The 20965-nt window shown below is 64.4% G+C and carries 18 protein-coding genes and 1 tRNA gene; 12 read left to right on the plus strand and 7 right to left on the minus strand.

Annotated features, from left to right (window positions below):
- The first annotated feature begins 56 nt into the window (after positions 1-56).
- The 6 genes from fabF (at position 57) to ACV4UY_RS08955 (ending at position 7565) form a co-directional block, all read left to right on the plus strand.
- Positions 57-1301, plus strand: coding sequence for a beta-ketoacyl-ACP synthase II (gene fabF, locus ACV4UY_RS08930; RefSeq protein WP_491607253.1), 1245 nt, complete (start codon positions 57-59; stop codon positions 1299-1301).
- On the plus strand, positions 1298-2329 hold the full coding sequence (gene mltG / locus ACV4UY_RS08935) for an endolytic transglycosylase MltG (protein ID WP_491607254.1): 1032 nt from the start codon (positions 1298-1300) through the stop codon (positions 2327-2329). Before fabF ends, mltG begins: the two co-directional genes overlap by 4 nt.
- Positions 2316-3050 (plus strand): dTMP kinase, encoded by a 735-nt coding sequence (tmk, locus tag ACV4UY_RS08940; protein WP_491607255.1) that lies wholly within the window; start codon positions 2316-2318, stop codon positions 3048-3050. Before mltG ends, tmk begins: the two co-directional genes overlap by 14 nt.
- Positions 3051-3376: 326 nt before the next feature.
- Positions 3377-4351, plus strand: coding sequence for a DNA polymerase III subunit delta' (holB, locus tag ACV4UY_RS08945; RefSeq protein ID WP_491607256.1), 975 nt, complete (start codon positions 3377-3379; stop codon positions 4349-4351).
- Position 4352: 1 nt separating this feature from the next.
- Positions 4353-6158 (plus strand): PSP1 domain-containing protein, encoded by a 1806-nt coding sequence (locus ACV4UY_RS08950; RefSeq protein ID WP_491607257.1) that lies wholly within the window; start codon positions 4353-4355, stop codon positions 6156-6158.
- 3 nt (positions 6159-6161) lie between these two features.
- A complete protein-coding gene (locus ACV4UY_RS08955; RefSeq protein WP_491607258.1) occupies positions 6162-7565 on the plus strand; it encodes a TatD family hydrolase in 1404 nt (467 codons plus the stop codon).
- 54 nt (positions 7566-7619) lie between these two features.
- Here the strand turns inward: ACV4UY_RS08955 and ACV4UY_RS08960 are convergent, their stop codons facing one another.
- Entirely contained in the window at positions 7620-8267 is a 648-nt protein-coding gene (locus ACV4UY_RS08960; protein WP_491607259.1) for a DUF2062 domain-containing protein, read from the minus strand.
- A gap of 51 nt (positions 8268-8318) precedes the next feature.
- Here ACV4UY_RS08960 and ACV4UY_RS08965 point away from each other — a divergent pair, with 51 nt between their 5' ends.
- Together ACV4UY_RS08965 and ACV4UY_RS08970 are read left to right on the plus strand one after the other, a co-directional pair.
- The gene (locus ACV4UY_RS08965) at positions 8319-9083 is read left to right on the plus strand and encodes a polysaccharide deacetylase family protein (RefSeq protein ID WP_491607260.1); all 765 of its coding nucleotides are present in this window, start codon (positions 8319-8321) and stop codon (positions 9081-9083) included.
- Positions 9084-9197: 114 nt separating this feature from the next.
- On the plus strand, positions 9198-10643 hold the full coding sequence (locus tag ACV4UY_RS08970; RefSeq protein WP_491607261.1) for a formylglycine-generating enzyme family protein: 1446 nt from the start codon (positions 9198-9200) through the stop codon (positions 10641-10643).
- Between the two features lie 171 nt (positions 10644-10814).
- Here ACV4UY_RS08970 and hisD read toward each other — a convergent pair whose 3' ends face one another.
- Positions 10815-12116 (minus strand): histidinol dehydrogenase, encoded by a 1302-nt coding sequence (hisD, locus tag ACV4UY_RS08975; protein ID WP_491607262.1) that lies wholly within the window; start codon positions 12114-12116, stop codon positions 10815-10817.
- A gap of 170 nt (positions 12117-12286) precedes the next feature.
- Here hisD and ACV4UY_RS08980 point away from each other — a divergent pair, with 170 nt between their 5' ends.
- A complete protein-coding gene (locus ACV4UY_RS08980) occupies positions 12287-12907 on the plus strand; it encodes a DNA-J related domain-containing protein (RefSeq protein ID WP_491607263.1) in 621 nt (206 codons plus the stop codon).
- A 26-nt stretch (positions 12908-12933) separates the two neighbouring features.
- Here ACV4UY_RS08980 and ACV4UY_RS08985 read toward each other — a convergent pair whose 3' ends face one another.
- From ACV4UY_RS08985 to ACV4UY_RS09005, 5 genes are all read right to left on the minus strand, one after another.
- A complete protein-coding gene (locus ACV4UY_RS08985) occupies positions 12934-15255 on the minus strand; it encodes a DNA internalization-related competence protein ComEC/Rec2 (protein ID WP_491607264.1) in 2322 nt (773 codons plus the stop codon).
- A gap of 506 nt (positions 15256-15761) precedes the next feature.
- On the minus strand, positions 15762-16658 hold the full coding sequence (locus tag ACV4UY_RS08990) for an RNA polymerase factor sigma-32 (RefSeq protein WP_491607265.1): 897 nt from the start codon (positions 16656-16658) through the stop codon (positions 15762-15764).
- A gap of 198 nt (positions 16659-16856) precedes the next feature.
- Positions 16857-16933, minus strand: a tRNA-Pro gene (locus ACV4UY_RS08995).
- A 76-nt stretch (positions 16934-17009) separates the two neighbouring features.
- A complete protein-coding gene (ubiA, locus tag ACV4UY_RS09000) occupies positions 17010-17882 on the minus strand; it encodes a 4-hydroxybenzoate octaprenyltransferase (protein WP_491607266.1) in 873 nt (290 codons plus the stop codon).
- Positions 17879-18454: a chorismate--pyruvate lyase family protein gene (locus ACV4UY_RS09005; RefSeq protein ID WP_491607267.1), complete on the minus strand. Its 576-nt coding sequence runs from the start codon at positions 18452-18454 to the stop codon at positions 17879-17881. The genes ubiA and ACV4UY_RS09005 overlap by 4 nt, the downstream gene beginning before the upstream one ends.
- A 292-nt stretch (positions 18455-18746) precedes the next feature.
- Here ACV4UY_RS09005 and ACV4UY_RS09010 point away from each other — a divergent pair, with 292 nt between their 5' ends.
- Genes ACV4UY_RS09010 through ACV4UY_RS09020 form a run of 3 tightly spaced genes read left to right on the plus strand, consistent with a single transcriptional unit; the run spans position 18747 to position 20910 of the window.
- Positions 18747-19484 carry an RsmE family RNA methyltransferase gene (locus tag ACV4UY_RS09010; protein WP_491607268.1) on the plus strand — a complete coding sequence of 246 codons (738 nt, stop codon included), beginning with the start codon at positions 18747-18749 and terminating at the stop codon, positions 19482-19484.
- Positions 19481-20509, plus strand: a complete 1029-nt coding sequence (locus ACV4UY_RS09015) for an FAD:protein FMN transferase (RefSeq protein ID WP_491607269.1) — start codon at positions 19481-19483, stop codon at positions 20507-20509. The genes ACV4UY_RS09010 and ACV4UY_RS09015 overlap by 4 nt, the downstream gene beginning before the upstream one ends.
- Positions 20506-20910: a NusG domain II-containing protein gene (locus ACV4UY_RS09020; protein ID WP_491607270.1), complete on the plus strand. Its 405-nt coding sequence runs from the start codon at positions 20506-20508 to the stop codon at positions 20908-20910. Before ACV4UY_RS09015 ends, ACV4UY_RS09020 begins: the two co-directional genes overlap by 4 nt.
- Positions 20911-20965: the final 55 nt, after the last annotated feature.

Raw genomic sequence — 20965 nt, forward strand, 5'->3', positions numbered from 1 at the left:
GCTGATCTTCGCGCCTCGGTGCCGACCGTTCATCGCGCTTAAGGAGAGAGCGAGCTGTGTCTGAGCGTCGCGTGGTCATGACCGGTATCGGATTGGTGTCCCCATTGGGAATCGGGATTGCTCCGGTTTGGCAAGGATTGACCGAAGGTCGTTCCGGCATCGGTCCCATCACCCGTTTCGATCCCACGGAGTATGCCTGTCGGATTGCCGGCGAGTGCCGTGGGTTCGATCCCGAGCAGTGGGTGGACAAGAAGGACGTGAAGAAGATGGATCTCTTCATGCACTTCGGCGTGGCCGCCGCCAAACTGGCCTGGGAGGATTGCGGGCTGACGGTCACCGAGGAGAATGCCACGCGCATCGGGGTGATCATCGGTTCCGGCATCGGCGGTCTGACCGCCATCCAGAATCAGGCCTTCATCCTCAAGGAGCGCGGTCCCAGGCGCATCTCCCCCTTTTTCATCCCCATGTCCCTGATCAACCTGATCTCCGGCCATGTGGCGATCCGTTACGGCATGAAGGGTCCGAACCATTCGGTGGTGACCGCGTGCGCCACGGGCGCCCATGCCATCGGCGACGCGATGCGCATCATCCAGCGTGGCGAAGCGGATGTGATGCTGGCCGGCGGGGCCGAGGCGGCGATCTGCGAACTGGCGGTGGGTGGTTTTGCCGCAGCCAAGGCATTGACCAGCCGCAACGATGACCCGACCGGGGCTTCGCGCCCCTGGGATCGCGGGCGTGACGGCTTCGTGATGGCCGAGGGGGCGGGCGTGGTGGTGCTCGAAACCCTGGAGTCCGCCCAGGCGCGTGGCGCCACGATTTACGCCGAGATGGTCGGTTACGGCATGTCCGGCGATGCCTATCACATCACCGCGCCGCAGCCGGACGGTTCGGGCGCGGCCCAGTGCATGACCGCCGCCCTGCGCGACGCGCGGGTCGATCCCGAGCGCATCGGCTACATCAACGCCCACGGCACCTCCACGCCGATCGGCGATCACATGGAGACCCTGGCGGTCAAGCTGGCCCTGGGCGAGGCGAATGCCCGCAAGGTGATGATCTCCTCCACCAAGTCGATGACCGGTCATCTGCTCGGGGCCGCCGGCGGGGTCGAGGCGATCTTCACCGCGTTGGCGTTGAAGAATGGCGTGCTCCCTCCGACCATCAACCTCACCGATCCGGATCCGGAGTGTGATCTCGACTACATTCCCAACACGGCGCGCGACAAGGTGATCGAGTATGCCCTGTCGAATTCGTTCGGATTCGGCGGCACCAACGCCACCCTGCTCATGAAGCGGTTTCATTGAAACGGTGGATCCTGCATATCGCCTCCATTGCGTTGCTGGGGGGGCTGATTGTGTTGGGAGCGGTCGCTTACGCTTTCGTCGATTTTCTCGACACCCCATCCCCCGTGACCAGGCGGGTGATGATCGACAAGGGGTGGGGACCGAAACGGATCGCGTTGCATCTGGAGTCCCAGGGGGTGGTGGGATCTGCGGTGTGGTTCGGTTTGTTGATGCGCATGCATCGTCCGGGACCGATCCGTTTGCATGCCGGCGAGTATCAGATCGACGCCGGGGAGTCTCCGGCGTCGTTGTTGATCCGCATGGAACATGGCGACGTGGTGCGGCATCGATTCTTCTTTCCCGAGGGGGTGACGGTCGAGGAGATTGCGGCGCGGTTGCGCAAGCTCGGCTGGACGGATGCCGAACAGCGGGTGCGCGAGACCGCTTTCGTGCGTCGTCTCGGGGTGAACGCTCCCTCCCTGGAGGGGTGGCTGTTTCCCGAGACCTACCAGTACGTGCGGGGGGACACCATCGAAGAGGTGTTGACCCGCATGGTGCGCATGACCAAAAAGGTTCTCGAACGGGAGTGGCCCGCGCGCGCGCCGGAGGTGAATCTGACTCCGCTCGAGGCATTGACCCTGGCCTCGATCATCGAAAAGGAGACGGGTCGGGCCGAGGAGCGTGGACGTATTTCCGGGGTGTTTCACAACCGGTTGCGTCGTCACATGCGTTTGGAGAGCGATCCCACGGTCATTTATGGCCTGCCTGATTTCGATGGCGATCTGACCCGCAAGGATCTGGCCACGCCGACCCCCTACAACACCTATGTGATTCATGGTTTGCCGCCGACGCCGATTTGCAATCCCGGCGCGGCATCGATCCATGCCGCGCTCCATCCGGAGGCGACCGAGGAGCTGTTCTTTGTGGCCACCGGGGATGGTGGGCATCATTTTTCCAAGACCTATGCCGAGCATCGCGCCAAGGTGAACCGTTATCAGCGCGGTGGGCGCGGGGAGGTTCGATCCAGGGAGCCTCATGAGCAGCCTTGAGGGCGATCCGGCGGGTGGTGTTGGCGTGGATCTTCCGAGGGGGGAGGCTGGTGCCGTGGGTCTTCCGAGGGGGGCGGGTGGTGTTGGCGTGGATTCCGACTCGGGCGATCTTCGCCGGTCAAGCCGGTTCGTGACCTTCGAGGGGGGCGAGGGGGCGGGCAAGTCGAGTCAGATGGCAGGTGTTGCCGGGCGGTTGCGGGGGTTGGGGGTTGAGGTGGTGACCACGCGCGAGCCGGGCGGGTGTCAGATGGCCGAGCGGATTCGTGAGCTGGTCGTGGGGGGTGGGCCTGGGGCGTTCGATCCGCGGGCTGAGTGGTTGTTGATGTTGGCGGCGCGCATCGAGCATCTGCGCGCGGTGATCCGACCGGCCCTGGCGCGGGGTTCCTGGGTGTTGTGCGACCGGTTTTCCGGCAGCACGCTGGCCTATCAGGGGTATGGACGCGGATTGGATCTGGCGTGGATGGGGGAGGTCCATCGGTTCGTGCAGGAGGGGCTGGAGCCGGACCGGGTGATTCTGTTGGATGTTGATCCTGAGTTGGGATTGGGGCGGGCGTTGGGTCCGAACCGGTTCGAGCGGGAGAGTTCCGGATTTCATCGACGGGTGCGGGCTGGTTTTCTGGCCATGGCGGGTGAGGATCCGGAGCGGTGGCGGGTGGTGGATGCGCATGCGGACGAGGCGGTGGTGGCCGAGGCGGTGTGGCGGGCGGTGGTGATGTCGTAACGTGCCTGATGGGGGGAGCCCCCTCATCCCCCGTACCATGGACCTCCCTTCGGGAGTTCCATGGTAAACCGTTACGGCGGACCGGGGCCGAAGCTCTCCGGCGGAGGTTCGGAAGCAGCGCCTCCGAGGTTTTGTCTTTGTTTTCTTGGCGCGCTCTGCAAAAAAGTGCTTTTTGCGAAAAAAATGCTGCGCGTCGCCTTGGCCGCGGGATCGTTTTGCGATTTTGGCCAAACGATCCCGCGCGCAGGGCCCAAAAAACAGGCCGCCAGAGGCGGCATGCCAGTGGCGACTGGCCGCATGCCTTGTCACGAACTTTGGGTTGCACCATGACCGAATCGGTTTTCTCCACCATCGTGGGTCATGACGCCATCGTGGCCCGCTTGCGGCACGCATTGGAGATGGGACGTCCCGGCCATGCGTGGCTGTTTCACGGTCCCGGCGGGGTCGGCAAGCGCACCCTGGCGCTGGCCTGGATCCAGAGCCTGTTCTGTCCCACGCCGATCCGGGAGGCGTCGGGTGTTTCGGGTTGCGGTCGGTGCCTGACCTGTCGCAAGTGCGCCGAAGGACACCATCCGGATTTGCGCATCCTTGAGGTCGAGGAGAACAAGTCGCGCATTTCGGTGGACCAGGTGCGCGATTTGACCCGTTTCATCGCCTTCACCCCGCTGGAGGCGGCCTGGAAAGCCGCCATCATCGACGATGCCGCCTGGATGAACGAGGCCGCGGCCAACGCGTTGTTGAAAACTCTGGAAGAACCGCCGTCCGGATCGTTGTTGATTCTGGTCACCGAGCGTCCTGGCGCCTTGTTGCCGACGATCCGTTCCCGGTGCCTCAAGGAGCGCTTTGCGTTGCTGGACGACGCGAGTCTGAAACGGTTGTTGGAACGACTCGCTCCGGAGAGTGATCCGGATGCGCGGCAGGCGGCGATCGGACTGGCGGGGGGAAGCGTCGGGGTGGCGCTGCGCTGGTGCGATGTCGGGATGCTGGAGGGGCGTCAACGTCTGTTTTGCGATCTGGACGCCCTGGGCGGACGCTCCCTGGCGGACTTGATCGAGTCGGCGCGCGTCTGGAGCGAGTCGGAACGGTTTGCCCTGGTGCCCGAGTTGTTGGAAACCTGGTGCGCGGAACGGATCCACCAGGAGGTGGCGGGCGGTAGGGCCGGGGAGGTCGAGCGATGGCTGGAGACCGTCTCTGCGGTCACGAGCCTGTTGCGTGAGTGCCGGACGATCAATCTGAATCCGCGTTTGACCCTGGAGTCGATTTTCATCCGTCTGGCGCGGATGCGAGGAGTGGCATTTTGACATGAGTGGCGCATGGCGGGATAGGGTTCCGGACGATCCGGAGGGGGCGTTGAATCCGGAGTCGCCGGGACCGGAGGAGAAGGGCGGGGCGTTGTCCCTGGGCTGGAGGGATGACCTGTCCGTGGCGTTTGGGGACGATCCGGACGTGTCCGGCGGGGACGGGGAGGCGGAGCCTGGTTTCGGTCCGGGGGATCTGGAGGAGTTGGACGCGGATGAGGAACCTTACGCGCCGCCGATGATGAAGATTCCGGTGCCGGTGGTGGCGCCGGCGGGTCGAAAACTGCTCGGGATGACGATTCCCGACTCCTGCATGGTCTATCGGGTGGCCTGCGACCCCGGCGCGGTGTCGGTGGGGGATCGGTTGCTGGTGCAGGTGGCCGATGGCGAGGTGGTGGCCACCATTCGTCACATCTTCGAGTTGCCCTCCGAACCCTATCCTGGTCCGATCCGGCGCGTGGTGCGGCGGCTCAACGACAAGGATCTGCGGTTTCTCGACGGGCGCGCCGAACAGGAACTCAAGGCGCAACGCATCTGTCGCGAGCGGATTCGCGCGTTGAAACTGCCGATGAAACTCTCCAAGGTGGTCTATCCCCTGGGCGGGAACAAGGCGATCATCCATTTCACCTCCGAGGAGCGCATCGACTTTCGCGATCTGGTGCGGCTGTTGTCCGCCGATCTGCGCGTGCGGGTCGAGATGCGTCATGTGGGGGTGCGCGACGAGAGCAAGCTGTTGTGCGGGCTGGGTCCGTGCGGCAAGATGCTCTGCTGCGGTCAGTTCCTGACCCGGTTTCATCCGGTTTCGGTGCGCATGGCCAAGAATCAGGATCTGTCGCTCACCCCGGAGGGGATCTCCGGGGTGTGTGGCCGGTTGATGTGCTGTCTGGCCTATGAGAACGATGTCTATCTCGCGTTGCGCAAGAATCTCCCCAAACCCAAATCCAAGGTGACCCTCAAGGATGGCCGGGAGGGGGTGGTGCGCGGACTGTTCCCGCTGGTCAACCGGGTGGAGATCTGGTTTGGCGAAGGTGTGATCGAGACCATGGACCTGGACAAACTGGCCGGAGAGTATGTCGGCACGGTGAATCCGGATGCCGATGAGGGTGGCGACGCGACGGAGGGGGATGAGACGCCGCGCGCTCCGGTGCCGTCCACCGGTTTGTCGCGAGGCAAGCGGGGCGTGCCGATGCGTTGTCCGCGTCAGGAGTCCGGAAACCGGGGTGAAATCCGTGCGAACGGGGCGGCATCCGGTGGTGTGATCCGGGATGGGGCGGGTCAGTCTGGCGAGAAGCGGGGCGAGCGCGCGGAGAACAGGAGCGCCGAAAGGCCGGTGGAACGGTCACGGGTTCGGAAACGTCCCGCCGAGGTTGCCGAGGTGGAGGTGGTAACGCGTCCGGTGGTCGAAGCGCCGACGGAGACCGGGGAGACCGGGGAGACCGAGGAGGGGGTTCGCAAGCGTCCTTCCCGACGCCGGAGGCGCGGCGGGAAGGGGAGCGGTGCCGGAGGCGAAGCCGGATCCCAGGCTGGTTCCGAAATGATGGAGAACGGCGCGACCGGGGATCCGGTGGTTTCGGGCGGCGCTGTCGGAGGGTCGGCCAGGGGGGACGAAGATGGCGGCGCTGTCGGAGGGTCGGCCAGGGGGGACGAGGATGGCGGTGATGAGGCCGGAGAGGAGGAGTCCACCCAGGCCGAGCCGGGCAAGCCGGCCCGGCGTCGGCGTCGCCGGCGACGGGGTTCCGGCGCGCGGCGCGAGGGCGAGGGCAGTGGATCGGACGGCGCGCCCTCACCATCGACCGGCGGGGAGTCTTGAGCGATGTTGCGTTTTGCGGACAGTCATGCCCATTTGGATTTTCCCGATTTTCGGGACGACCTGCCGGAGGTCTTGCACCGGGCCCGCGCGGCGGGCGTGGCGTGGATCAACGCCATCACCACCCGCTTGAGCGAGGTGGAGCCGCTGTTGGCGCTGATCGGGGAGGATCCGGATATCTACGCGTCGGTGGGGATCCATCCCCATCATGCCGCCGAGGTGCCGGAGTTTTCGGTGGAGGCGATCCTGGCCCGCTGTCATCATCCCAAGGTGGTGGCCATCGGCGAGACTGGCTTTGATCTGCACTACGAGTTCAGCCCGCGCGCGCAACAGGAGATCGTTTTTCGCAACCACATCCGCGCCGCCCGAGAGATGGGGTTGCCGCTGGTGGTCCACACCCGCGAGGCGGAAGAGGAGACCCGGCGGGTGATGGAAGAGGAGCGCGCGGCCACCTGCGGCGGGGTGATCCACTGTTTCACCGGTTCGGCCCGGATGGCCCGCTGGGCACTGGATCAGGGGTTTCACCTCTCCTTTTCCGGGATTCTCACCTTCAAGGCCGCGCGTGAGTTGCAAGAGGTGGCCCGGACCTTGCCTTTGGAGCGCCTGCTGATCGAGACCGATGCTCCGTATCTGGCGCCGATTCCCCATCGGGGCAAGCGCAACGAACCGGCCTATGTGGTGCGTGTGGCGGAGTTTCTGGCGCAACTGCTGGATCGTCCCCTGGAGGAGGTGGCGCGGGTCACCACCGGGAACTATCTTCGCCTGTTCCGCATCCACCAGGAAGATCGGCCCGCTTCGGCGGCAGAGGACGAGAAACTCGCCTATGTGATCGGCAATGCCCTGTATGTCAATTTAACGAAGGCTTGCACCCTGCATTGTGCATTCTGTCCCAAATGGGAGGGGCAGACCGTGGTCAAGGGGCACGATCTGACGTTGCGCCGTCATCCGGATGCCCGGCGGGTGCTTGAGGCGTTGGGGGATGTGTCCGGTTATCAGGAGGTGGTTTTCTGTGGTTTCGGCGAGCCGACCCTGCGCCTGGAGACCCTGCTGGAGGTGGCCGCCGAGATCAAGCGGCGCGGTCCGAAGCGGATCCGCATCAACACCGATGGATTGGCCAACCGGGTTTTTGGCACGGATGTGACGCCGCGTTTCGCCGGATTGATCGATGCCTTGTCGGTGTCGCTCAACGCCCAGGACGAGGCGACCTACACGCGCATCTGCCGTCCGGCCCTGTCGGGATCCTATGAGGCGGTGAAGGGGTTCATGCGCGCCGCGCGGGCGCATGTGCCGGAGATCACGGCCACGGCCATCCAGGGGGTTGAGGGGGTGGATATCGCCGCCTGTCGGCGCATTGCCGAGGAGGAGTTGGGGGTGCGGTTTCGGGTGCGGTATCTCGACGCCTTGGGTTGAAGCGGGACGCGTGCGGCATCAGGAGTCTTGGGTTGAAGCGGGGCGCGTGCGGCATCAGGAGTCGGGCAGGGCGCCTGGCGACCTCCGGGTGGTGGTGGCGTGGCGGCGGGCGCGGTGACGGTTGATCATGCGCACGGTCCAGATGTAGGCGAGCCAGCCGGTGCCGAATCCCCACGGCAGAGAGCCGATGAACAGCGGCATGCCGAACAGATCCCACAACTGCGTCAGTTCCATCCAGAGCGACTCCAGCCAGTCGGATCCGGTGTGCATGCCGTGCAGGGCATTGGTGAAGAGATCGAAACCCGCCGGGCTCTCCCAGCGTCCGAGTATGAGTTGTCCGGTGAGATAGAAGGCGTAATACATCGGCGGCGCGGTGGGCACGCTGGTCAGAAGCGTCCAGGCGCAGGCCACGCCGAGGTGAAAATTCCAGCGCGGCACGAGGGTGCGGGTGAGGGTCCAGATCGCCACCAGCAGGGGGATTTGCGCGCCGACGGTCGGGGTGAAATTGAAGAAGAACCCCACAGCCGAGGCGCGGGCATAAAAGGTGGGGTCGTGGTTGCCGCGCAGCATCGGAGTGATCAGTTGCCGGCGGGTGGTCACGCGCAGGATCGCCCAGCGGCGGCGCCAACCGGTTGGTTTGTCGGCGGCGGGTTTCATCGCTTCGGTGTTGACTGGCGGGGTGATGGCAGGATCGAGGCTCATGGTGCGTGTGTTCAACCGGGTTCAGGTCTGAGGGGAAAGAGTCGGCAAGCGATGACGGTGTGCAAACAATCGGTTTGGATGATCCTGATCGGTCTGGTGGTCGGGTGGTCGATGGCCTCGGCGGTGGCCGGGGAGTCGCTGGAGAACAAACAGGTCTATTTGACCTTTGACGATGGTCCGCTCACGGGTACGCGGGAGATTCTGGCCGTGCTGACCCGCGAGGAGGTGCCGGGCACCTTTTTTCTGGTTGGCGACCATGTGGTCGCCAACGCCGAACGTCGCGAGACCTTGAGGCTGCTTCAGGACTCCCCGTGGGTACGCATCGCCAACCACTCCTACAGCCACGCCTGGGAGCGGTATCGGACCTTTTATGCCGATCCGGATGGCATGTTGGCCGATTTCCGCAAGAATAACGAGGTTCTTGGTTTCACGCAACCACCCTATCCGACCCGTTTGCCGGGTCGCATCGACTGGCGTTACGAGAATCGCTACGTAAGTGCCGATTCCCATCCCAGGGATATCGCCAACAAGGCTCCCAAGGGGATCGAACAGCTGTTCGAGAACGGTTTCGTGATCTATGGCTGGGACATCGAATGGGGGCGTCCGGGACGCAGGGGTGCGTTGGAACCCGTCGAGTCGCTGTTGAACCGTATTCGCCAGAGGTTGACGGGTGGCAAGACGGTGAAAGCGGATAGGATCGTGATTTTGATGCATGACTTTCATTTCAACGTCCAATCGACGCTCGAGTCGTTGGAGACGCTGATCCGTGGGCTCAAGCGCGAGAAGTTGGTGTTCAAGTGGATGCATGATTATTGAAAAACAGCGCCAACTCTCTTACGATGCGGTGTGAAAGAGGGGTTGAACGGTTTGCGGAAGTCGCGTGTGCAAGATCCGTGACCGGGTTTCAAGGGCCATTGAAGGGTGATTGCCATGTCGCATTGTCCAACCTGTCAGATGCCGGTGTTCAAGAGTGAGCAGATCTGTCGGCGGTGTGGAACGGATCTGGAGAAGATCAAGCCGGAGGGGCGTGGTGGTGGCCCGTTGAGCGGGTTGTGGCGCGCACTGTTCCAGGGGTGGCATCCCACCGGGGCCAAGACATGGATCGTGGGGGGATCTTTGTTGTTGGCGGTTGGTTTGAGTTATTGGAACCATGTGAGCGAGCAGCGTCAACTCGAGGAGCGCCAGGCCGTCGAGCGGCGTTTGATCGAGGAGCGGGCCGAGGCGGAGCGGCGGCGTGTCGCCGAGCAGAGGGCCGCAGCTGACAAAAAGGCCGCCGCCGAGAAGGCCGCGACCGAGAAGTCCGCCGCCGAGAAGTCCGCCGCCGAGAAGAAAGCCGCCGCCGAGAAAGCTGCCGCCGAGAAAGCCGCCGCCGAGAAAGCCGCCGCCGAGAAAGCCGCCGCCGAGAAAGCCGCCACCGAGAAAGCCGCCGCCGACAAGAAAGCCGCCGAGAAAGCCGCCGCCGACAAGAAAGCCGCCGACAAGAAAGCCGCCGAGAAAGCCGCCGCCGACAAGAAAGCCGCCGAGAAAGCCGCCGCCGAGAAAGCTGCCGCCGAGAAGTCCGCGACCGAGAAAGCTGCCGCCGAGAAGTCCGCCACCGAGAAAGCTGCCGCCGACAAGAAAGCCGACAAGAAAGCTGCCGAGAAAGCCGCCGAGACGGTCAAGGGCTCGATACCCGCCATTTGGCGTGATCCCCTCTCCGGCATGAGCTTCGTGGAGGTGCCGGCAGGACGCTTCGAGATGGGATGCGGTTCTTGGCAGGAGCGGTGCGACGGCGACGAGAAACCGGTTCGCCCGGTGCGTTTGAACGGCTTCTGGCTGGGTCAGAAGGAGGTGACCCAAGCCCAGTGGCGCGCGGTGATGGGGAGCAATCCGTCGCGTTTCACCGCTTGCGGGGATGATTGCCCGGTGGAACAGGTCTCCTGGAACGATGCGCAGGCTTTTCTCGCCAAGCTCAATCAGGGAGGGGGGCAGTGCCGCTTCCGCCTGCCGACCGAAGCTGAATGGGAGTATGCCTGCCGATCGGCGGGCAAGCCGGAACGGTATTGCGGGGGGAATGGCTCGTGGTCGTTGGGTTGGGTGCGTCGCAACAGCGAGGGCACCACCCATCCGGTGGGCCAGAAGCAGGCCAATGGCCTGGGATTGTACGACATGAGCGGCAACGTTTGGGAGTGGACCGCCGATCGCTACGACCCGAAAGGGTACGCGGGGGCGGATCAGGAGAATCCGCAAGGTCCGCAAAAGGGCGATAAACGGGTGATCCGGGGCGGCAGTTGGCACTACTACGCCCAGATGCAGCGTTCCACGGCCCGATATGCCCTCGACCCGGAGTTCCGCCATGGCAATGTGGGGTTGCGGCTCGTGCGTCACTGTCCGTGAGTCTGGCGCGGGGCGGCGGATTGTTTGTGGTCGGCGCCGGGCGGTTCGTGCGGTGTTTGACGCCGGGAGGGGTGCGTTTGACGTCGGGCGGTTCGTGAAGAAGGTCGGCGCTGAGGGAGGGATGCCGGATCGGGCGGCCACGCGGGGTGGATGCCCGATCCGGAGAGTCACTCAATGGGGACGCTTGAGAATCGCGTTGGCGTGGGAGGCGAACCCTTCGTACTGGGCGAAGCGCAGGGCGGTATCCTTGATGTTGGCGTATCCCTGACGGCTTACCCAGCCGATGGAGGAGCGCTTGAGGAAATCGAACACCGTGACGCATGAGAAGGTCTTGGCGAATCCGCCGGTCGGCAGGATGGCGTTGACCCCCAGGGAGAAGTTGCCGATGGTGATCGGGGTGTGGGAGCCGAGCAGGATTTCGCCGGCATGCTGGATGCGGTTGGCCACGAACAGGGGATCCTCGGTCATCACCTCGAGATGCTCGGGGGCGAAATCGTTGGTGAAGGCGATGGAGGCCTCCAGACTGGAGGTGAGCACCACGCCGCCGTAGTTGGTGAGCACGGTGGTGCAGAAGTCGCGACGCTGTTCCGGCAGATCGGCGATCAGCCCCGGCAGGATCTCCAGCACCCGTTCGGCCAGCGTGCGATCGTGGGTGACCAGCATGGCTGTGGAATCGGGTCCGTGTTCGGCCTCGATCAACAGATCCAGCGCGGCCACGAACGGATCGGCGTGCTCGTCGCACAGAATGATCGCTTCGCTCGGACCCGCCGGCGCGCCGACATCGATCTTGCTGTACAACAGCCGCTTGGCCGCCGAGACGTAGCTGCTGCCCGGACCGCTGGTCTTGACCACCTTGGGCACGGTCTCGGTGCCGTAGGCCATGGCGGCGATCGCCTGGGCGCCACCGGTCTTGTAGACCTCCTTGATGCCGCACAACTCGGCGGCGAACAGGGTGGCGTCATCCACCAGTCCGCCCGGCGCGGGAGGCGTGCAGACCATGATGTGCTCCACGCCGGCGATCTTGGCCGGCAGACCCAGCATCAGCATCACCGACGGGAACGCCCCCTTGCCGCGCGGCACGTACAGACCGATGGAGGGGATGGGGGTGATCTTTTCGCCGGCCATGATGCCGGGTTGGATCTCCTTGAACCACATCGCGTCGGGCATCTGCGCCTCATGAAAGGAGCGGATGTTGGCCGCCGAGCGACGGATCACCTCCTTGACATCCTCCGGGAGGTTGCGATGCGCCTGTTCGAACTCCGCCTCGGTGGCCTTGAGCTGGGAAGCCTGCATCTCCACCTTGTCGAATTTGGCGTTGAAATCGACCAGGGCGGCATCTCCCTCGTTCTTGACGCGCTCGATGATCGGCGCGACCACGGACAACAGTCGTTCGATGTCGTTCTCCGAGCGGGTCAGCAGGGCGCTGATCGCGGCGGGTTGCATCTCGTCCAGGACGAACAGATTGATTTTCATGCTGCGCTCTCCATCGCGACCCGAGAGGGTCATGGGTTGAATAGGGCGGTTGAAAGGTGTTTCGGACGGGTCGGATTCGTCGGTTGAAGGGCGAAATTCACGCCATGGGCCCGAAAATCCCGCTCCGGGTCCATCCAGTCGCCCACCCTATCTATTGAGGTTGTCCTGATTTGTCAAGATCTCCCGCCGATCCCCCGCTCTCCGACCTCTCCGGGGCCACGCCGTTGAGCGGGCATTTGTTGGGCATTCTCGCCGCACATCCGGAGGGCTTGCGGGAATACGACCTGGTGAAACGTCTGCAAAAGGAGGGCGTACCCCCCTTCGATGGCTGCGTGCTGTCGGATGAACTCTCCCTGTTCCGCACCCATTTTTTTCTGTTTCATCAGCTCTATCTGTTGCAGGGGCAGTTGCGGCGCGCGCAACGCGGGGATCTGGAGATCCACTGCCTGGGCATCGTGTTGCGTCCGTGGCGGGCGGGCGATCCCGTGGCCGTGGAGATCCCGGATCCGTTGCGGGCATACTATCTGGATACCACCCATCTGGAAGAGACCACCCGTGAGCAGGTGATCGCACTGTTGGCCGGATTCTGGCGGCGTCTGGATTGCTGGGAGAGGCGGGATTCGGCACGGGCCGTGCTCGGGGTGGGTCCGGATGCCGATTCCGGGGCGATCCGGCGTCGCTATCGGGAGTTGTCGTTGCTGCACCATCCGGATCGGGGGGGAGCGGCGGAACGGTTTCGCGCCATTGCCGAGGCTGCGGAGATCCTGCTCAAAGTGCCGTCCGGTTCCTGATTCACCAAGGGTTTCAGTCTGGCGCGTCACTCCGCGGAGGTCACTTCGAGCCGTTGACCATCGCTCATGAACGAAACGGCCCCCTGCCGATCGGTGCGCCAGATGCGTGCGCCCGCCTCCTCCCAGCGTCGCACCACCTCGGGCTTGGGAAATCCCCACGGATTGGTCGCTCCCACGCTGATCACCGCGTGTTCGGGTCGCGTGGTTTGAACGAAGTTCGGGGTCGAGGAGGTGCGCGAGCCGTGATGGGGAACGATCACCACGCTCATCGGACCCAGGGCGCGTCGGGAGATCAGCCAGGACTCCTCGCGCGCTTCCATGTCCCCGGTCAGAAGAAACGCATGGGCGCCGTGGGTGATCTCCATGGCCTGGGAGCGGTCGTTGAGAGAGGCTTTCGTGGCGGCATCCATGGGCGGGAGCATGCGGATCAGCGCCGATCCGTCGCGCAGGGCCGCCGGACCCTGGATGCGCACCACCGGCACGTCGCGACGGGCGGCGGTGGCCATCAGTTCCTGGAACATCCCTCCGGATTCGTCCTTGTCCGACCACTGCCCGATCCAGAGCGATCCCACCGGGAAGTTGCGGATCACCCGCGCCATGCCGGCCATGTGGTCCCGTTGCGGATGGCTCAACACCACCCGTTCCAGCCGTTCCACCCCATGATGCCACAAGGCGGTGGAGATGGTGGCCTCGCCGATGTCGAACCGGGCGTTCACCGTGCCCCCGGCATCAAAGAGCGACCAGCCGCCACCCGGGCTCTTGACCAGCACGGACAGCGCCTGACCCACGTCGAGCACGGTCATGCGCAGTTCATGTTCCGGAATCGCGCTCCTGGGCCACTGCAATCCGAGGATCGCCACCAGCACGAACACCAGCCGGCGCCAGGCCCACGGGCCCGCGTCGCGGAGGGTGCCGGCCACGAGCAGCGCGGACACATACAGAGCCACTCCTGGCAGGATGGGGCCGGCGATCCTCGTGTCCGCCCCTGGCCAGGTGACGATCTGTTCGATCAGCCAGCGGTAGATCTCCAGGCTCCAGCCGGTGAGTTCGATCAGGCCGTTGCCCAGCCAGGGCCAGACGGGTTGCACCACCATGGCGACCAGTCCCAGCGGGGTGGAGAGTTCTCCGACCCAGGGGATCATCAGAAAATTGGCCAGCACTCCAAAGGGGGTGAGGCGGTGAAATGCCCACATTGAGATGGGTGCGATGACCAGTTCGATGACTGTGGTGCAAGCAAGGGCGAAAACCGATTTTTCGCGCCAGTTGCGGGCCGGGAGATGCGCGTTGAGAAACAGAATCACCACCACGCACAGAAACGAGAGCTGGAAGCCGGCATTGAGCAGTTGCGAGGGTTGCCAGGAGAGCATCAGAATCGCGGCCAAGGTGAGGATGCGCCACGCCTGACGCTGCCGGCGCAGCGCCACGGAGATCAGGAACAGTCCCACCATGATGAAGGCGCGTTGCGTGGAGACCGACCATCCGGCCAGAAAAGCGTAGGCGGTGATCGGGATCAGGGAGAGGAGGGCGGCGGCGGGTTTCAGATCCCAGCGACGGGAGAGGGGGATGATCAGGGTCAGCAGCAGGCGGCTGAGATAAAAGACCGCGCCACCGATGAGGGTGAGATGCAGCCCGGAGATGGCCACCAGGTGGAAGGTGCCGGAGACGAACAGGGCGTTTTGCAACGCGCTGTCCAGATGGCCGCGCTTGCCGACCAGCAACGTTTCGGTCAGCCCCCGTTGCGATTCGGGCAGGGTGGCGCCGATCCACTCGGCGATCCGTTGGCGTTGTCGGTTCCAGAACCATGTCTCCGTGGTGCCGATGGTTTCGATCGCCCCGGATGCCGAACCGGTGGCGACGATGTTGTTTTCGAGCAGATGGTTCCGATAGTCGAACCCGCCCGGATTGCGCGCGCCGGTCATGGGATGAAAGCGGGCGGTCAGCCGGATCCGGTCACCGGGGTGGACGTTTGTTTTCTGTCGATACAGGGATATCCGCGCCAGCCCGTCCGGCTGCCAGTTCTCCCCGCGCGCCGCGTCGAGGAGCAGCACCGTTGAATCGTCCCGGTCGTCCCGATCGGCCACGATGGCCTCTAGGGTGATCCGGTGTTTGGGGGTGTCGGGCAACGGCGTCGGGTTGGGCAGGGGGAAGCCGATCACGACGATGCCGCCCCAGATCAGGCCGAGGAGCAGGGGGAGAAGAACCGACGACCGGCGCGTCTCGAAGCGTGACCAGGTGGCGGCGAAAGCGGGCAGCAGGGCAATGGCGATCAGGGCCGGGCGGTGTTCGCCGACACTGGGGAGTCCGATGAGGATGCCGGGGATCATCCAGGCCAGAAACAGGGTCGGCACGCCGATGGGGGACGTGTTCGGGGGAGGTGTCGGGTGGGGTGGATGATGACGCGATGGGCGGGGTGCGGGGGGCTTTGTGACGTGGGGAAGCCAGTTGCGCCAGTCGATCATCCAGGAATCCCCATCCAGATGGCCCGGATCTGTCAGGATTGTCGTGGAACTCCCGAAGGAGGGGCCACACAGGCGTCGCGCGCGGCTTTCGTGAGCGTTGGTTCCGGTTTCTGGAAACGACGCTTGAAGCCTTGCAAAAAGAAACGACGCCTTCCAAAACAGGTGCGGTTCAGAGCGGAACGATACGCCTGGAACGGCTGCATGGGTTTTCAGGCATGTCGACTATTCTGCCATGGAACGCCCGAAGGGAGGTCCATGGTACGGGGGGTGGAGGGTTCTCCCCCCATCCTGTCAAGTTTACCATGGAACTCCCGAAGGGAGGTCCATCATGGTACGGGGGGTGAGTGCGGGTTCTCCCCCCATCCTGCAAGTTTACAATGGGGATGCAGAGCTGGTCAAACCGTCTCGAGGGCCAATTCGCGACCGTCGGGGAGACTCTCCATGAAGGCCTTGAGTTTTTCGAGCGCCCGTTTTTCGATCTGGCGCACCCGTTCTCGGCTGATGGCCAGGGTGGTGGAGAGGGTGTCGAGGGTCTGTTGCCGTTCGGAGAGAAACCGTTCGGTGATGATCATCCGCTCGCGGGGATTCAGATGGTTGAGCCCCTGGCGCAGCATGTCGCGCTGACGGTTTTTTTGCTCATGGGCGATGCAGAGGTGCTCCTGGTTGGGGCGGCGGTCCGGGATCAGGTCGATGATCTCGCCATCCTCCTCGAGGATCGACTGGTTGAGCGAGGTGTCGGAACCGCTCATGCGGCCATCCATCTCCAGGATGGTGGACGGATCGGTGCCGAACTTGCGGGCCAACTCCTCGGCCTCCTCCCAGTTCAACGGGAGCGGGGAGTCCTTGGCCTGGCGCAGTTTGAAGAAGAGTTGTCGTTTGAGCTGCGTGGTGGCGATCTTGACCATGCGCCAGGAGTTGAGGATGAATTCGTGGATCGAGGCGCGGATCCACCACACCGCATAGGATGAAAGGCGGTTGCCCAGGGAGGGGTCGAATTTTTTCACGGCATGCATCAACCCCACGGTCCCCTCCTGGACCAGATCGGGCATGTGCAGGTGGTAGTTGCCGTATTCACGGGCGATTTTCAGCACCAGGCGCAGGTAGGCATGCACCAGTTGATGGGCAGCCTCCAGATCGTTGTCGCGTTTGAAGCGGGTGGCCAGTTCCTGTTCCTCCTCGGCGGTGAGGATCGGGGCCTGGAAGGCGTGACGCACGAACTGGCGAAAGCTGTCCCCACCTTCGGCGCGGGTCAGCTCGGAAGAGCGGTGCAAGGCAACGGGATAAGCGGTCATGGTCGGCTCTCCAAATCTCCAGGGAAGACAGATTGGTGCTCTACCTTGTTGGATATATCCATGCCGCGCGAAGTTTCAAGAGGGGTGTGTATTTTTTTTTTGAAGGCGTTTTCCAGCGAGGGAATAAAAAAAAGCACGATCCAAAAGCGAGCGTGCCTTCAAAGGGGGGAAAATCAATAAAAGCCTGCGAAAAAAAACTGGTCGGGACGAGAGGATTTGAACCTCCGGCCCCAAGCGCCCCATGCTTGTGCGCTACCAGGCTGCGCCACGCCCCGAAACCAGAACCGCAACTCTAGACCATTTCCGGGTGGTTTGTCCAGAAAAAATTTGCGATCTCCTGTTCGCGGTGGGTCACCCTCCGGCGAGGAACGCTGAAAAAACGAGCATTCCGAACCACTTGTTGGCCACGAAGGCACGCATCAGGGCGCTGTTCTCCTGGTCGCGGATCGAGACGATCTGCCAGATCGCATGCAGAAGCGCCCCGCCAAGAAGCAGAAAATAGCCCCAGCCCATGCCGAGTCGCAACCCGACCTCGACCAGCAGACCGAGGGTTACCACGAACAGCAGGCCGGTGGCGGCGATGTCGTATCTGCCGAAAAAAATGGCCGTGGAGTTGACGCCGATTTTCAGATCATCCTCCCGATCCATCATGGCGTAGATGGTGTCGAAGGCGATGGTCCAGGTCATGGCGGCCCCGAACAGCAGCCAGGTGGTGGGTTCCAGCGTGTGGGCCACGGTCACCCAGGCGATCGGCACCCCCCAGGCGAAGGCGATGCCCAGATAGAGTTGCGGCACCGGGACGAGCCGTTTGGCGAAGGGGTAGGTGACCGCGAGGAGCGCGCCGACGAAACAGAGTTGCCATGCCTGGACAGGCAGGGTGAGTCCCAGCAGCAGGGCGATGACCAGCAGTGCGAACAGCAACCGTTTGGCGAGGGTCGGGGTGACGCGTCGGGCGGCCAGGGGGCGGTTGCGGGTGCGGGCGACCAGGGGATCGATGTCGCGATCGGCCAGGTCGTTGGCCACGCAGCCGGCGGAGCGCATCACGAAGGCTCCCAGCGAGAAGACGACCAGCCACCCCAGGTGGATCGTGCCGGAGCCGGCGGCGACCATCCCCCACAAGGCGGGCCAGAGCAACAGCCAGGTGCCGATGGAACGATCGACGCGCATCAGGAGCAGGCATTCGCGCATCCACGGTTTGGGCAGGCGGGCGATCAGACGATTCATCGGGAGAGATCCGTCAGGAAAAGCTCCAGGATGCGACCGCGCGGCTGGCCGGCCACCAGAAACAGGGAGCGACGCAGGATGAAGGGCAGGTCGGCATCCCGACCGAGCCGTTCGGCCAGGGCGGGAGCGCGACAGGCGGACAGTTGCAGATGACGACGTTCCACCTGTTCGTCGCGGGCCAGAAAGAGGGATCCCAGGGGTTGATCCCCCACCTCGATGGCCTGCTGGACGTGCGGGTCCATGCCGGCCAGGGAGAGCCTCGAGTGGGCGAAGACCATTTCCAGATCGCCGAGCCGCAGCCAGGCGGCGCGGATCAGAAAGGGCGCGGACCCGGTGGCGAGCCAGTCGGGATCCCAGGGTTCTTCGGATTCGGCGCCGGTCGTGGATCGGGTCTGCTCTTCGAGGCGGACCCGGGACGGCAGACCGGTGAGATTCTCCAGACGCCGCGTCAACGAGTCGGTGCTGGCGAGCAGCTCCCGGTAGCGTGGCGCGATCACCAGGTCAGCCAGCTCCGGAAACGGATCGGGGGGATGCCAGGGCGTCAGCGGCAGTAGTGGAAAGGGCAACGTCATGGAACGGTTCGATCGGCGCGCAATAAACAAGAATCCAAGAATCCAGGTGGATGAGACCCGCGATGCGTGGTAGTTTAACCCCTGGGGCTTCGCCAACGGGCGTTCCCTGGCCCGCCCGTTGGCGAAGCCGTCGATTCAAGCACGCTTCGAACAGTACTTCGAACCGTGCGCGTTGAGGGATCCCATTCCCGGAATCCCCCAATACCTTCTAAAAAGTATCTCGGAATGGGTCCGTGGGCAATGTGTCCTCGGTGGAATGGATCCCAAAAATTCGCGATTTTTTGATAACGCCATGATCCCGCGACTGTTCGTCCCACACTCTCCGCGCCTCGGCGAACGCTTGGCCCTCGACGAGGCCGAGCGGAATCGTCTGCTGCGCACCCTGCGTCTGACACGCGGCGACACGGTGATCCTCTTTTGTGGCGAACCCGGCGAGTGGCGTGCCACGATCGTGGAAACCGGTCCCACGCTGTGGGTCGAGCCGGTCGGATTCGTGCCGGCCTTGAAGGATTCTCCCCTGCGCGTCACCCTGATTCTCGGGTTGACCAAGAGCGGCGCGATCGAACTGGCGGTGCAAAAGGCGGTCGAGGCCGGGGTGGATCGCCTGATCCCCCTGATCAGCCGGTATGGGGTCTGCCGTCCGGACGCGCGTCAGAGCGACAACAAATCTCGCCGTCTCAAGCGCATCGCCATCGAGGCGGCCCAGCAGTGCGGACGCACCCGCGTCCCGGAGCTTTACGATCCGGTGGGTTGGTCGGAGCTGCCACCCTTGCTCACGGAAGGGCCGCGTCTGCTGTTTTGGGAGTCCGCCGGAGAACGGGGCGAGCGGTTGCGCGCGCTGCCTCATCCCGGAGCGGCGGTGACTCTGCTGATCGGACCCGAGGGGGGATTGAGCGCCGAGGAGGTGCGTCTGGCCCGCGAGGAGTTGGGTTTCGTCACCGTCTCCCTGGGTCCGCGCGTGCTGCGCGCCGAAACCGCCGCCATGGCCACGGTGGTGGCCTGTCAGGTGCTGTGGGGGGACATGGGATGAGCAGACGGCTGATCATCGCGGGGATCGTCGGCGCGTTGCTGATCGTGGCCCTGGTCCGCGCCCTGCTCGCCCCCGCTCCGCGCGGCATCCAGACCGATACCCGTCTGTTGATGGGCACCCTGGTGACCATCTCCGCCTGGGGGGTGGAGAAGGGACGGGCCCAACCGGCCATGAACGCCGCCTTCGAGGAGATGGCGCGCATCGAGGCCCGGATGAGCCGATTCGTGGCCACCAGCGAGGTCGCCGGTCTGAACGCGGCGGAACGGGGCGCCTGGCAGCCGCTCTCCGAGGAGTTGGAGCGGGTGGTGACCCTGGGGATGGAGATCGACGGGCTCTCGGGGGGTGCCTTTGACATCGGCCTGGGTCCGCTTTCGGATCTTTGGGGGTTCTCTCGCGATCCCCCTCCCGAAACCCCGCCCGAGGCTGCCAGGATCGAGGCGTGGCGTGCCGGACGCGCCACCCTGACGGGTCCGGGCATCGAGATCGACGCCCATCGCTTGCGTCTGGCCCATGCGTCGGTGGCTCTCGATCTGGGTGGAATCGCCAAGGGGTATGCCGTGGATCGGGCCATGGAGATCCTGGAGCGGGAGGGAATTGCCCATGCGTTGATCAACGCCGGCGGCGACATGCGCATCGTCGGCGACAAGGGCGGCAAACCCTGGCACATCGGTCTGCGCGATCCCAGGCAGGCCGAGGGCGTGGTGGCGGTGATGGATATCAAGGGGTCCATCGCCATCTCCACCTCGGGCGATTACGAACGGTTCTTCCTTCACGACGGGGTGCGTCATCACCATATCCTCGATCCGGCCACCGGCCAGTCGGCCCGCTCCGGGTTGATCTCGGTTTCGATCCAGGCCCCCAGTTCGTTCCTGGCCGACTCCTTGAGCACCGCGTTGTTCGTGCTCGGCGAAACCAAAGGACTGGCCCTGCTGGAGAAATTCCCGGACTGCGCGGCCCTGCTGATCCGCGCGGACGGCAGCCGCGTCCAGACCCCCGGCTTCATCGCCGCACCCCCGACCCCATGACTCCGCTCGATTTGTTCCGGCGCGCCGTCACGCCCGCGGATCGCTGGTTGATGGGGGTGAGCGCCGTGACGATCCTGGCTTCCGCCGTGCTCACCGTGACCACGCCGGGAAAGAGCGCCATCGTCTCGCGGGACAATCGACCGGTGCTGCGACTGGCACTCGACACGGATGCGAAACACGAGGTGGCCGGACGTCTGGGGCCGGTGGTGGTGCAGGTCGAGGGGGGACGGGTGCGTCTGCTCGAGCACCGCAGCCCGCGCATGATCGGCACCCGCGCGGGCTGGGTCCAGGGCGCCGGACGCGCCATCGCCTGCGTGCCGTGCGGCATCGTGATCCGCGTGGAGGGGGAGAATCCCATGCCTTTCGGGGAGGGCGGGGGGTTCGACGCCATCAGCGAGTGACCGGATTGCCGAAAAGCGCGGTCGCGGGGGATTGATCTGCCGTTCCATTCTGGCT

The organism is Candidatus Magnetaquiglobus sp., assembly GCF_058402785.1.

What these genes read in the sequence shown, in the direction of transcription:
- tmk (WP_491607255.1), top strand. Translation starts at nt 2,316, where the DNA reads ATGAGCAGCCTTGAGGGCGATCCGGCGGGTGGTGTTGGCGTGGATCTT.
- holB (WP_491607256.1), top strand. Translation starts at nt 3,377, where the DNA reads ATGACCGAATCGGTTTTCTCCACCATCGTGGGTCATGACGCCATCGTG.
- ACV4UY_RS08950 (WP_491607257.1), top strand. Translation starts at nt 4,353, where the DNA reads ATGAGTGGCGCATGGCGGGATAGGGTTCCGGACGATCCGGAGGGGGCG.
- ACV4UY_RS08955 (WP_491607258.1), top strand. Translation starts at nt 6,162, where the DNA reads ATGTTGCGTTTTGCGGACAGTCATGCCCATTTGGATTTTCCCGATTTT.
- ACV4UY_RS08960 (WP_491607259.1), bottom strand. Translation starts at nt 8,267, where the DNA reads ATGAGCCTCGATCCTGCCATCACCCCGCCAGTCAACACCGAAGCGATG.
- ACV4UY_RS08965 (WP_491607260.1), top strand. Translation starts at nt 8,319, where the DNA reads ATGACGGTGTGCAAACAATCGGTTTGGATGATCCTGATCGGTCTGGTG.
- ACV4UY_RS08970 (WP_491607261.1), top strand. Translation starts at nt 9,198, where the DNA reads ATGTCGCATTGTCCAACCTGTCAGATGCCGGTGTTCAAGAGTGAGCAG.
- hisD (WP_491607262.1), bottom strand. Translation starts at nt 12,116, where the DNA reads ATGAAAATCAATCTGTTCGTCCTGGACGAGATGCAACCCGCCGCGATC.
- ACV4UY_RS08990 (WP_491607265.1), bottom strand. Translation starts at nt 16,658, where the DNA reads ATGACCGCTTATCCCGTTGCCTTGCACCGCTCTTCCGAGCTGACCCGC.
- ubiA (WP_491607266.1), bottom strand. Translation starts at nt 17,882, where the DNA reads ATGAATCGTCTGATCGCCCGCCTGCCCAAACCGTGGATGCGCGAATGC.
- ACV4UY_RS09005 (WP_491607267.1), bottom strand. Translation starts at nt 18,454, where the DNA reads ATGACGTTGCCCTTTCCACTACTGCCGCTGACGCCCTGGCATCCCCCC.
- ACV4UY_RS09010 (WP_491607268.1), top strand. Translation starts at nt 18,747, where the DNA reads ATGATCCCGCGACTGTTCGTCCCACACTCTCCGCGCCTCGGCGAACGC.
- ACV4UY_RS09015 (WP_491607269.1), top strand. Translation starts at nt 19,481, where the DNA reads ATGAGCAGACGGCTGATCATCGCGGGGATCGTCGGCGCGTTGCTGATC.
- ACV4UY_RS09020 (WP_491607270.1), top strand. Translation starts at nt 20,506, where the DNA reads ATGACTCCGCTCGATTTGTTCCGGCGCGCCGTCACGCCCGCGGATCGC.